The organism is Polaribacter septentrionalilitoris (genome assembly GCF_009832745.1).
Classification (GTDB): Bacteria; Bacteroidota; Bacteroidia; order Flavobacteriales; family Flavobacteriaceae; genus Polaribacter; species Polaribacter septentrionalilitoris.
Genome location: NZ_VRMJ01000014.1, coordinates 35,204 through 48,081, shown reverse-complemented (window position 1 = coordinate 48,081; position 12,878 = coordinate 35,204). Strand labels below are relative to the sequence as shown.

Sequence of the window (12,878 nt, the reverse complement as noted above, 5' to 3'; positions counted from 1 at the left end):
CAAACGTACGCCAGATTTAAACTCCCTACCAGGGAGAAGCTAAGTATGGGAATGATGTTAAGAATGTTTTGTCATTCGCATCAACATTGTCATTAGAAAGAGATGGATTTTCAGAAAAATCTTCACCTCCAAAAATCAACAACAATTCTACTGTAATCACATCATCTGCTAAGGCTCTTCCTGTTAGTACATTTGTACCATCATAAAAAGTAGTTTTACCATCTAAAGAAACATTTAGAACATCTGTTGCTAACAAACCTGTAAAAGTTGCTGCATCTAAACCTAATGCGTTTTTATCTCCAGCATTAGCATAAGCAGGACTTAAAGCAGTTAAGTTTGTTTCGAACATAGATTGAAATTTTGCACCTTGCTGAGAAGGTACTGTTACGTTAAACTCGTCTTTACTTGCTGCTGATACAAAAACTGTATTTACAGCTGGTCTACCCATTTGATCTTTTTGCATAAAGGTTCCTGAAAAATCTGGTCCCATTGGTAAATCGTTATTATCATTATTGTTACTACATCCTACTAAAATGAATGTTAAAGAAAATATGAATGTGATGTATTTTATATATGTATATTTCATAATATTATTTTTAAAATTGATTAGATTAATTTATTGTTTAGCTTTTGCTTCAACCCAAGTATTGATAGTTCCTGATGAACCAATCATAGATTTAGGCACTTCAACTACAACAGATAGTACATTTGTTCCTGCAAAAGTATCTGAACCTGGACTATTAAATCCTGAGGCGTTTCCAGCAATAATTTCTCCATATCTTGCAAAGTCCATAAAGAAAGGATCATCTCTTGGTCCTGCAAAAAACTTCATTCCTGCTGAGTTTGTACTAGTAATAGCAATAGCATCATAAGGAGTAATCATTACTTCACCAATAATAGCACTTTCATTAACAGTACTGTTTAATCCTGTTGATGTTGGAGTAAATGGTCCGAAAAAATACATTTTTCCATCTCTTGGTAAAGCCTGAATTACGAAGTCTTCAACATTGTCATCATTAGTATCAATATTAAATTCTACCAATACGTTTTCATCAAAAGATGCAGATGCTGTAGCAGACGGACTTAGTAAACCTTGTAAGTTTGCGACAAAAACAAGATTGCTTGTATCTTCTCCTTGAAAAGCATAAAAGTCAGTTATGTCTGCAGTTGTACCTTGAGCAGCTGGAGCATCTATATGATCTGCTGCAATTGTAATTAAACCAATAATCGCTGCGAAAATGGTTGCTAAATAAATTTTGTTTTTCTTCATTGTGTGATTTTTAAGTTAATATTTAATTGAATCTCACTAACACTTACGAGATAATGTGAAGTACGGTTTTAAAAAAGTGTGATTTTTTTCAATTTTTTTTTAAAACCCTTGTAAACAAAGAGAAAAACAAGTGAAAAAAAATTAAAAACTCATTAAATATTTGTAGTATTGTAGTAGATAATCGCTTAAAATTTGGAAAAACCAATCAAAAAATCATCTTGGAAACATAAACTTCATGAAATTATTTATGAGGCAGATACTCAAGAAGGTAAACTTTTTGATGTAATTCTACTAATTGCCATCATCGCTAGTATTGTTTTGGTAATGTTAGAAAGTGTAGTTAGTATTGACATCAAGTATCATGATTTATTAAACCTTGGTGAATGGATTATTACAGTACTTTTTTCTATTGAATACATTTTAAGAATCATTTCAATAAAAAAACCTTTTAAATATATTTTTAGTTTTTTTGGTATTATTGACCTTTTATCGACCATCCCAAAATACTTATCTTTCATATTAGTAGGTTCTCATAGTTTAGTAGCTTTAAGAGCTCTACGTTTATTGAGGGTTTTTAGAATTTTAAAACTAGCTAGATACATTGGTGCTTCTAACAAATTAATGTTAGCATTAAAAGCAAGTAGAGCAAAAATTGCTGTTTTTCTATTCTTTGTGGTAATTGTTTGTGTAATTTTAGGAACCGTAATGTATATGGTAGAAGGTGCTGAGAATGGATTTACCAACATTCCTAAAAGCATCTATTGGGCAATTGTAACCTTAACAACAGTTGGTTTTGGTGATATTGCACCTCAAACTCCTTTAGGTCAATTAATAGCAAGTGTTATTATGATTTTAGGATATTCTATTATTGCAATTCCTACAGGAATTGTAAGTTCTGAAATGACAAAAAGAGACCATGAAGAAGGTACAAATACACAATCTTGCCCTAATTGTTTAAAAGAAAAACATAAAGACAAAGCTACTTTTTGCTACAACTGTGGTAGTATTTTAAATCCGTAATTATTAGATGAAAAATACCTTAATTACTATTGTTGGTCCAACAGCAATTGGCAAAACTGCATTAAGTATACAATTAGCAAATCATTTTAAAAGTGATATTATTTCTTGTGATTCTAGACAGTTTTATAAAGAAATGACCATTGGTACTGCTGTACCAGAACCAGAGGAATTAGCTGCTGCAAAACATCACTTTATACAAAACAGAAGTATTTTTGAGGATTACAATGTTGGTCAGTTTGAAAAAGATGCTTTAGTAAAATTGGATGAATTGTTTCTTAAAAATCCTATTCAAATTATGGTTGGTGGTAGCGGTTTGTATGTTGATGCTGTTTTAAAAGGCTTGGATTATTTTCCTAAAGTTGATACTTCTATTAGGGAAATATTAAATATTGAATTGAAAGAAAAAGGATTAGATTTTCTTCAAAATAAACTCAAAAAGTTAGATTTAAAAACTTACAAAACAATTGCCATTGAAAATCCTCAGAGAGTTGTTAGAGCTTTAGAAATTTGTATTGGTACAAATACACCTTATTCTACTTTTAAAAATAAACCAAAAGCTGAAAGAAATTTTAATTCTATAAAAGTTGGATTAAATGCTGATAGAACAATTATTTATGATAGAATAAACCTGCGAGTTGATTTAATGATTAAAAATGGTTTGTTAGAAGAAGCTCAAAAATTACATCGACATAAACATTTAAATGCCCTACAAACTGTAGGATATCGTGAATTGTTTGCTCATTTTGATGGAGATTTCACCAAAGAATTTGCCATTTCTGAAATAAAAAAAAATACAAGAAGATTTGCAAAAAGGCAACTTACTTGGTTTAAAAAAGATACTGAAACCCTTTGGTTTGATTACGAAACTGCTGTAAATACAATTATCAAAGAAATTTCTGAAAATATTAACGCAAATAAAAGTTAATCCATTTTTGTAATTCATTCACTTTTATATCTTTGCTGCACCAAAAACTAAAACATGAAATCAAAAATTATATTCTTATTTGCTATTGTATTAGCATCTGTTACATCTGCGCAAAATAAAGTAGGTACTGTAGATAGCGATTATATTGTAAACCTAATGCCAGAAGCGCAGGTTGTTGTAAAAAGGTCTCAAGCCTATGGATCTAAATTAGATTCTTCATTTCAAATTAAATTAAAGGTGTATCAAGATAAAATAGAAGCCTACAAAAAAAATGAAAAAACACTAGGTCCTTTAGCAAAAAAAACTGCTGTAAAAGAAATTACCGATTTAGAAGCAGATATAAAAAAGTACCAAAGCAATGGTCAAAAACTAATGCAATTTAAGCAAGATGAATTAATGCGTCCTCTATATAAAAAATTGAGAGATGTCATTGCAGAAATTGCAAAAGCAAATGGGTATTCTCAAATACTTACCATAACAGGAAATCAATTTGCTTACATCGATAAAAAGTTTGACATAACTGATTTAGTGATCAAAAAATTAGGAATTAAAAAACCAGAAACTAAAAAGTAATATTCAAAAAAATAATAAAAAACCTCGCCAGTTGGCGAGGTTTTTTATTTTGATCTAATAGATAACTATATTGATTTTCTTAGATTTAAAACATTACTTTATTTAGTTAAAAATAAAAAAAACTCAAGAATTTCTTCTTGAGTTTTTTTTAACTTATTATTTTATAAAACTTATCTCCTACTATAATTTGGAGATTCTTTAGTTATAGCAACATCATGTGGATGACTTTCGTTAATTCCGCTAGCGGTAATTCTAACAAACTGACCTGTTTCTTTTAAGGTTGCAACATCTTTAGCTCCACAATACCCCATTCCTGCACGTAAACCACCAATAAATTGGTGAATACTTTCTGCCAATTCACCTTTATAAGGAACTCTACCTACAATACCTTCTGGTACTAACTTTTTAATATCATCTTCTACATCTTGAAAATATCTATCTTTAGAACCTTGTTTCATGGCTTCTACAGAACCCATTCCACGATAAGACTTAAACTTTCTTCCTTCGTAAATAATAGTTTCCCCAGGAGATTCTTTTGTACCTGCCAATAAAGAACCTAACATTACAGAATCTGCTCCAGCAGCAATTGCTTTTGGAATGTCTCCTGTATAACGAATTCCACCATCTGCAATTACAGGAACTCCACTTCCTTTAATAGCTGCAGCAACTTCTAGAACTGCAGAAAACTGCGGAAAACCAACACCAGCAACAACTCTTGTTGTACAGATAGAACCAGGTCCAATTCCTACTTTTACAGCATCAGCGCCAGCTTCTACTAAATATTTTGCAGCAGTACCTGTTGCTATATTTCCAACCACAACATCTAACTGCGGAAATTTTGCTTTTACTTCTTTTAACACAGATACCACACCTTTTGTATGTCCGTGAGCAGTATCAATAATTACAGCATCTACACCAGCATTTACTAAAGCTTCTGCTCTATCAACAGCATCACCTGTTACACCTAAAGCTGCAGCAACTCGTAATCTTCCGTAAGTATCTTTATTTGCAATTGGTTTTTGAGTAACTTTTGTAATGTCTCTAAACGTAATTAATCCTTTTAATTTATATCCTTCGTCAACAATTAAAAGCTTTTCAATTTTATGATTTTGTAGGATTAATTCAGCATCTTTTAAGGACGTTCCAACACCTGCAGTAACTAAGTTTTCACTTGTCATCACTTCTACAATTGGTCTGTCGTTTTTATGCTCAAAACGTAAATCTCTGTTGGTAACAATTCCTTTTAGGATACCATTGTTGTCGACCACAGGAATTCCACCAATTTTATGCTCTCTCATATTGGCTTTAGCATCAAATACAGTTGCAGTTAATGGCAACGTAACTGGGTCTAAAATCATACCACTTTCAGCACGCTTTACACGTCTTACTTCTTGAGCTTGCTGCTCAATGGTCATGTTTTTATGTAAAACTCCAATACCTCCTTCCCTGGCAATAGCAATTGCTAAGGCAGATTCAGTAACTGTATCCATAGCTGCAGACGCAATAGGAACGTTAATGGTAATATTTCGAGTAAACTTGGTTTGTATACTAACTTCTCTAGGAAGAACTTCTGAGAAAGCTGGAACTAAAAGTACGTCGTCGTAAGTTAGACCTTCTCCTAAAATTTTGTTTTCGTGTGCTGTCATGTTGCAATTAAGATATAATTGCGTGCAAATTTACAATTAATTATTGAGATTTAAAGTAAATTAAACTTTAAGAAATTTTATTATATCGACTAAGCCAGCAATATTCACTAAAATTCTTTCCAGAAGATACTCCAAACAAGAAAATAAAACCCATTATCCCTTTAACATAAAATAGAAATAACATAAAAACATATCCAAAGTTAATCTCATTTTTAAAAAAGAAATCTTTTGTAAATAAAGTCATTAAGATGCTAAAAATAAAAATTGCTACACCAAGGTTTTCTACGTTTTTAATTGCCCAATATTTTACTTTTCTTAATGGATGCATATCCTTACCCCACTTATGTATCAAGTAATAATAACCATTTCCCATAGGTGCAAATAATAAAGGATCATCTGCCTCATTTAATTCAAACAACTTTGACGGTGCAATTATTTTAAAACCATCTAAAGTTGTATTGTGTTCTTTTTCTAAAGCCTTAATTTTAGAAATAACTTCTTGTGGATAATCAGCTTTAAAATATCTTGTATCTAAAAAACGAAGTCTAAAATCAATACAAATTTTTCTTATTTGACTGATGTGAAAAATGGCGTTTGCATCTACCCTATCTATGTTAAAAGTATTAGTGGTTTTATTTATAGGCGATTGTGCTAATCTTTCTAAAACATCCTTCTGCAATACATTAATATCTTCAAAAACTTCCTTAACCCACTCTAAAACATCAATAGATTGCTGTTTTTTATTCCTTTCTTTAATTAGTTGTTGTTGAATATCAATAGTTTGTATCATAAAAATTTTAATTTTCACTAAATTAATAATTCAATTTAAATTTTAAAAATCGAATAAAACATCTAGATTATTTAAAATGAATACAAATAAAATAAAATTATAAGACTATTAGTATTCTTTTTTTCCAGCTAATGGGATTCATTAACTCGATAAGAATAATATCATAAAAAATTATTATCTCTAACAATCTTAGTATCATAAAATTACAAAATTTATTTTTATTTATTCTAAATAAACTTTGAAAAATGTATTTATGAGGCTTATATTTGCAGCAAAAATCAAACTATTCATATTTAATCTAAATAAAATGAAGAAAGGTATAATTGCATTATCAACTTTATTTACTCTTGTATTAACAGCACAAGAAAAAAAGAAAGGAACATTAGATTCCATTCAAAAATTAGATGAGGTTATTATTTCAACATCTACAATTTTTGGAAACAAGTACGTGGCAAAACACAGAACAGGTTCTGCGTATTATTTATCACCAAAAGAATTGGAAAAATTTAGTTTTACAGATGTAAATAGAGCTTTAAGAAGTGTGCCAGGAGTAACAATTTACGAAGAAGATGGTTTTGGTTTGCGACCAAATATCAGTTTACGAGGTACATCCCCAGAAAGAAGTTCTAAAATAACTTTAATGGAAGATGGTGTTTTGATTGCTCCTGCTCCATATAGTGCTTCATCTGCTTATTATTTTCCAACAATTGCAAGAATGGAAGCTGTAGAAGTTTTAAAAGGAAGTAGTCAAGTGCAATATGGACCTTTTACAACTGGTGGAGCTATAAATATGATTTCTGCTCAAATTCCGACTGAATTTGGTGGAAAAGTAAGAGCAAGTTATGGTAGCTTTAATTCTAACCAATTATATGCAAAAATTGGTGGAGGAAATAAAAATTTTGGTTATGTATTAGAGTATTTAAATTACGGTTCAGACGGATTTAAAACCTTACCAAGTGGAAAAAACACTGGTTTTAACAAAAACGATGTTGTCGCTAAAATTGGGGTAAACTTATTTCCTAAAGCAAGTATTCAACAATCTTTAGAATTCAAATTTCAATATTCAGATGAAGATGGTAACGAAACTTATTTAGGATTGTCTGAACAAGATTTTAATACCAATCCTTTTTCTAGATACGCTTCTTCAAATGAAGATAGAATGGTTACAGACCATACTCAATATATGATTACACATCGTTTAGATTTCTCTAAAAATATTAGAGTTACTACCACTGCTTATCAAAACAATTTTGCCAGAAACTGGTATAAACTAAATGATGTTACTTTTAATGGAACAAAAAAAGGAATTGCAGACATCTTAGAAGATCCATCAACCTATGCTAACCATTATAGCATTGTAAATGGTTCTGTAAATTCTGCTGCTGATGCTATTGGCGTAAAAGCAAATAATAGAAAATACTACTCAACAGGAATTCAAACAAAACTAGATTACCATTGGTATAAAGGAGATGCTTTTCACGATTTAGAAATTGGTTTACGTTATCATTATGATGAAGAAGACAGGTTTCAATGGGTAGATAAGTATAGTATTTCTAATACAGGTGTTATGGCTTTAACCACTGATGCTATTGAGGGTACAGATGCCAATAGAATTAGTAGCGCAAACGCATTTGCATCTTACATTACTTACAAATTAAAATATAATAATTGGACCTTTACACCTGGTGTGCGTTATGAAAACATCACTTTACAAAGAGAAGATTTTGGTAAAAATGATGTAGATAGAACTGGTGTAAATTTAGCAACTAGAGAAAATTCAGTTGGCGTTTTTATACCAGGAATGGGTGCAAATTATAAATTTAATAACGATTTTTCTTTATTTGGTGGTGTTCACAAAGGATTTTCGCCTCCTGGAAATCAAGATGGTCAAGCACCAGAAGAAAGCATCAATTACGAATTAGGAACACGTTTTAACCTTGGAAAACTAAAAGGAGAATTTGTTGGGTTTTTTAACGATTATTCAAATCTTTTAGGAAGTGATTTAGCAGCAACTGGAGGAACAGGTTCTTTAGATCAATTTAATGCAGGAGAGGTAAATGTAAACGGAATTGAATTATTATTGAATTATAATTTTACTAATTCAGATTCAAAATTTTCTTTGCCTATTTCTTTTGGATATACATTTACAAATACAGAATTTCAAAATAGTTTTAATGGAGCAGATAGTTTTTGGGGGGCAGTAACTGCAGGTGACGAATTACCTTACATACCACAACATCAGTTTAATACCACTTTTTCTATAGAACATAAAGATTTTGAGATCAATGTAAATGGACGATATAATGGAGAGTTTAGAACTTTAGCAGGAACAGGAAATATTCCTGATAACGAAAGAGTTGATGCTAATTTTATAGTGGATTTATCTGGTAAATATTTTATCACAAAACGTTTAAGTACAACCTTAAATGTAATTAATTTATTAGACAATACCTATGCAGCTTCTAGAGTTCCTGCAGGATTAAGACCTGGTCATCCATTTGGAATTTATGGTGGATTAGAGTTTAGGTTTTAATCAAAAAAAACTCTAAAAATTAAGATGTCAAACTAAGCTTGTCGAAGTTTACAAACTATTATAAGATAGTTTTCGACAAGCTCAGACTGACATATTCTACTTAAAAAATACTTTTACTTTAAAGATTTTTGTTTTAAATAAGCAATAACTGCTTTTCGAATATCAAACCCTAATTCTGTTTCTTTTGGGTGATATACAGAGTATACTTCTTTATTTTTATCTGATAAAAAAGGAATATCAAATCCTTTTAATAAATAGTCAGAAAAAGCAATAGTATAGGTTTTATTTAGGTTGATTTTTTCTCCACCAACAAACCAATCTTTTTCTTGTAAAGCTATCTTGTGTCTGTGTAAATAGGCTCCTGTACCTGCTGCGAGTTTTCCATAATCTAAAACACGTTTTAACAATCTTCCTTTAATTGCCACTTTTACAATATCTCCTCCATAAGGCAATACTCTAAAAATATCAATAGATGTAATATTGCCTCTCAACTGGTCATCGATTCTAATAGAACCTCCATTTACTAAAGCAGCATCCACTTTATCATCAAAGGCAAAAGACATGGCTGCTGTAATAACTTTACCCAAATTGGTTTGTTGACTTCTTATAGGTGTATCTCTTCCGTCTAAAGGAGTTTTTGCACTAAATATTATTTCATCAGGATTTGGAATAATATCCTTGATTTTAGCTGTTAAAATAGTCTGCCATTTATCAACAATAATAGCAATCTTTTTGTCTGGTTGTATAGATGAATTAATTTCTTTTAATTGTGATGTTACTTTAGTCTTCTTCGTTTTTTTATCATAAGAAATTCTATGGATATATGCCGTTTTTGCATTGGCATCTGCCTTTGCAATTAACACATTTCCAACAGTATCTAAAGAGTTTGTATGTTCATGACCTCCCATTATTAGTGGCAAATCTGGAATTAATTTGGCAATTCTTTTATCGTTTGTAATTTTAACGTGTGTCAAGCCAAAAACAACATCTACAGCATCTTTAATGGCTGCATAAGAAGCTCTTGCTCTTACAAACATATTTCCATATTCTACATATTCTTTTGGGTTTGATGGTAAAGTAACACTGATAAAACCTATTTTAATTTTAGTTCCGTCTTTATCAGAAATTTCTTTAATAAAGGTCTCTCCTAACGCTTCTTTTTGATTGTTTTTTTCTTTGTAAAAAGGAATAGAAGTATTCTTTGTTTTTAGATTTACATTTGCAGAAATCCAAGGGAATTTACTTTCGTTTAAGCGTTTTTGTAAATCATTTTGAGATAGGTCAAATTCATGATTTCCAAAAGCTACCAAATCAAAATTCATAGCATTCATTACCTCTACCATTTGTTTTCCACGAACTCTTTCTCCATCAACTTTTATGGTTCCTAACAAAGACGGATTTAAAAAATCGCCAGCCAAAAACAGCATTGTATTAGGGTTTTCTTGTAATAATTCTTGATGTACAGTTTCTACTCTTGCCATTCCTCCAAATTCACCTCCTTGAATGGGTGCAATTTCATACACATCATTTATTTGTAGAAGTGTAAAATCGATTTTATCATCGTCCTTTTTACAAGAAGAAAAAGAGATTAATAAAGTTAATATGGAAAGTTTTAAGTAAAGCTTCATGATGATAATTTAAATATCAAAAGTAACAACATAAAACAAAAAAACCCATCAAAAAATGATGGGTTTTAGAATTATTGAATTAATTATCTAATTATTCGTTAGAACCAATGTTTCCTTGGGCAACAATAGTAGATAATTGTGTTGCACTTAAGTGAACGTTAATGTAACCATCAAAGGTTAAGATTTCATCATACGTAATTGCTGTACCATTATCTAAAGCTTCTACTTGAGTCATGCTCATTCCTGTATCTCCATTCACTGGTGCAAAACTAAATGCAATTGGTCCACCTGTTGCAGCATCATTTTCATGAATATGAGAAGGATGCATACCACCTGCAGGAGTATTTATAACATTTAATACTGCTAATGCAGAACCATCTAACCTTTTATAAAATGTTGCTGTACCTGAGATACCTACTACATCTTTTTCAGCTAATGTGTAAACTTTACTTTCTCCTGTTAAATCGTTTTTACCTATATCTCCTTGCGCTACAATAGTTGATAATTGTGCTCCTGCACCTAAATGAACATTAATATATCCGTCTAAACCTGAAATATCAGCATACATGAATGAAGATCCGTCATCTAAAGCAGCTACATTTGTCATACTCATTCCTGTATCTCCATTTACTGGAGTAAATGAAAATAATATTCCACCACCTTCTACTGCTGTGTTTGTATGAATATGTGCTGGGTGTACACCTCCTGCTGGAGTATTCATTATATTTAATGTTGCTAAAGCTTCTCCATTAATTCTTTCTGCAAAAGTTGCTGTACCAGAAATTCCTGCCACGTCTTTTTCTCCTAAATCGTATTCAATTGTAGTTCCTGTTAAATCGTTCTGACCAATATCACCTTGTGCTACAATAGTTGATAATTGTGCTCCTGCACCTAAATGAACATTAATATATCCGTCTAAACCTGAAATATCAGCATACATTAATGGAGATCCATCATCTAAAGCAGCTACATTTGTCATACTCATTCCTGTATCTCCATTTACTGGAGTAAATGAAAATAATATTCCACCACCTTCTACTGCTGTGTTTGCATGAATATGTGCTGGGTGTACACCTCCTGCTGGAGTATTCATTATATTTAATGTTGCTAAAGCTTCTCCATTAATTCTCTCTGCAAAAGTTGCTGTACCAGAAATTCCTGCTACATCTTTTTCTCCTAAATCGTATTCAATTGTAGCTCCTGTTAAATCGTTCTCACCTATATCACCTTGCGCTACAATAGTGCTTAATTGAGTTCCTGCACCTAAATGAACATTAATATATCCGTCTAAACCTGAAATATCAGCATACATCAATGAAGATCCATCATCTAAAGCAGCTACATTTGTCATACTCATTCCTGTATCTCCATTTACTGGAGTAAATGAAAATAATATTCCACCACCTTCTACTGCTGTGTTTGCATGAATATGTGCTGGGTGTACACCTCCTGCTGGAGTATTCATTATATTTAATGTGGCTAAGGCTTCTCCATTAATTCTTTCTGCAAAAGTTGCTGTACCTGAAATTCCTGCTACGTCTTTTTCTCCTAAATCGTATTCTATTGTAGTTCCTGTTAAATCGTTCTCACCTATATCACCTTGCGCTACAATAGTGCTTAATTGAGTTCCTGCACCTAAATGTACATTTATGTAAGCATCCAAACCTTCAATGTCTGAAAAACTTAATGCTGTACCATCATCAAATGCAGTAAAGTTTGTAAAACTTTTACCAGTATCTCCATTTACAGGATTAAAAGACAATAATATTCCACCACTTTCAGCTGCTGTATTTGCATGAATGTGAGCTGGATGTTCTCCTCCTGCTGGAGTATTATTAATGTCTAATTCTGCTAAAATGCTTCCATCTTCTCTTTCGAAAAAAGTAGCTGTTCCAGAAATTCCTGCAACATCTTTTTCTCCTAAATCATAGGTAATAGAGTTAGGTTTTAATGCATTCTGCCCTATATCACCCTGTGCAACTATAGTACCTAATTCATCAGCACTTAAGTGGACATTTATATATCCATCAAATGCTAAAAGTTCATTGTAAGATATTGGTGTTCCATCATCTAAAGCAGTAACGTTGATTGTACTCGATCCTGAACTTCCATCAACAACACCTAGAGTAAAAGCAATATCGCCTCCTTCAGCAGCTGTATTAAAATGAATGTGTGCAGGATGTTTACCCCCTGTTGGTGTACCAGATAAATTAAGTGTTATATTTGTAGAACCATCTACATTCTCTACAAACTTTGCTGTACCTGATATACCATTAACATCTTTAGTGTTCAAGTTGAATGTTACGTTATTACCAGTAGGGGTGTAAAATTTGTAATCAAATTCTTCTTCATTACAACTTGTAAAAGCTATAACAACAAAAGCAAAAAGTAATAAATTTTTAAATGTTCTCATATTTTTTTGTTTAATTAATTTTCATCTAAACTAAACAAAAAAGACATCAACAACTAACAAAAAACTGTTAATTAAGACTT

At 31.3% G+C, this 12,878-nt stretch carries 8 protein-coding genes and 1 pseudogene; 4 read left to right on the top strand and 5 right to left on the bottom strand.

Features of this window, described 5'->3' with window-relative positions; all coding sequences use genetic code 11:
* Positions 1-25: 25 nt before the first annotated feature.
* Positions 26-1,270, bottom strand: a pseudogene (locus tag FP421_RS15165) (DUF4331 family protein).
* Positions 1,271-1,462: 192 nt separating this feature from the next.
* On the opposite strand from FP421_RS15165, the gene FP421_RS02350 reads away from it, so the two are divergent.
* From FP421_RS02350 to FP421_RS02340, 3 genes are read left to right on the top strand one after another with little or no spacing between them, the layout of a single operon-like run.
* Positions 1,463-2,290 carry an ion transporter gene (locus FP421_RS02350; protein WP_159947231.1) on the top strand — a complete coding sequence of 276 codons (828 nt, stop codon included), beginning with the start codon at positions 1,463-1,465 and terminating at the stop codon, positions 2,288-2,290.
* Positions 2,291-2,297: 7 nt separating this feature from the next.
* Positions 2,298-3,215: a tRNA (adenosine(37)-N6)-dimethylallyltransferase MiaA gene (gene miaA, locus FP421_RS02345; protein ID WP_159947229.1), complete on the top strand. Its 918-nt coding sequence runs from the start codon at positions 2,298-2,300 to the stop codon at positions 3,213-3,215.
* Positions 3,216-3,269: 54 nt separating this feature from the next.
* The gene (locus FP421_RS02340; RefSeq protein ID WP_159947227.1) at positions 3,270-3,788 is read left to right on the top strand and encodes an OmpH family outer membrane protein; all 519 of its coding nucleotides are present in this window, start codon (positions 3,270-3,272) and stop codon (positions 3,786-3,788) included.
* Positions 3,789-3,958: 170 nt separating this feature from the next.
* On the opposite strand, the gene guaB is transcribed toward FP421_RS02340, so the two are convergent.
* Positions 3,959-5,434, bottom strand: coding sequence for an IMP dehydrogenase (gene guaB, locus FP421_RS02335; RefSeq protein WP_159947225.1), 1,476 nt, complete (start codon positions 5,432-5,434; stop codon positions 3,959-3,961).
* Between the two features lie 67 nt (positions 5,435-5,501).
* A complete protein-coding gene (locus FP421_RS02330; protein ID WP_159947223.1) occupies positions 5,502-6,224 on the bottom strand; it encodes a hypothetical protein in 723 nt (240 codons plus the stop codon).
* Between the two features lie 307 nt (positions 6,225-6,531).
* Between FP421_RS02330 and FP421_RS02325 the strand changes: the two genes are divergently transcribed.
* Positions 6,532-8,757 (top strand): TonB-dependent receptor family protein, encoded by a 2,226-nt coding sequence (locus FP421_RS02325; protein ID WP_159947221.1) that lies wholly within the window; start codon positions 6,532-6,534, stop codon positions 8,755-8,757.
* 113 nt (positions 8,758-8,870) lie between these two features.
* Here the strand turns inward: FP421_RS02325 and FP421_RS02320 are convergent, their stop codons facing one another.
* Complete coding sequence (locus tag FP421_RS02320) at positions 8,871-10,385, bottom strand: bifunctional metallophosphatase/5'-nucleotidase (RefSeq protein ID WP_159947219.1); 1,515 nt, start codon at positions 10,383-10,385, stop codon at positions 8,871-8,873.
* 91 nt (positions 10,386-10,476) lie between these two features.
* The gene (locus FP421_RS15160) at positions 10,477-12,798 is read right to left on the bottom strand and encodes a CHRD domain-containing protein (protein ID WP_236548005.1); all 2,322 of its coding nucleotides are present in this window, start codon (positions 12,796-12,798) and stop codon (positions 10,477-10,479) included.
* Positions 12,799-12,878: the final 80 nt, after the last annotated feature.

Coding starts and splice junctions, on each gene's coding strand:
- FP421_RS02320 (WP_159947219.1), bottom strand. CDS start 10,385: ATGAAGCTTTACTTAAAACTTTCCATATTAACTTTATTAATCTCTTTT.
- FP421_RS02330 (WP_159947223.1), bottom strand. CDS start 6,224: ATGATACAAACTATTGATATTCAACAACAACTAATTAAAGAAAGGAAT.
- FP421_RS02340 (WP_159947227.1), top strand. CDS start 3,270: ATGAAATCAAAAATTATATTCTTATTTGCTATTGTATTAGCATCTGTT.
- miaA (WP_159947229.1), top strand. CDS start 2,298: ATGAAAAATACCTTAATTACTATTGTTGGTCCAACAGCAATTGGCAAA.
- guaB (WP_159947225.1), bottom strand. CDS start 5,434: ATGACAGCACACGAAAACAAAATTTTAGGAGAAGGTCTAACTTACGAC.
- FP421_RS02325 (WP_159947221.1), top strand. CDS start 6,532: ATGAAGAAAGGTATAATTGCATTATCAACTTTATTTACTCTTGTATTA.
- FP421_RS15160 (WP_236548005.1), bottom strand. CDS start 12,798: ATGAGAACATTTAAAAATTTATTACTTTTTGCTTTTGTTGTTATAGCT.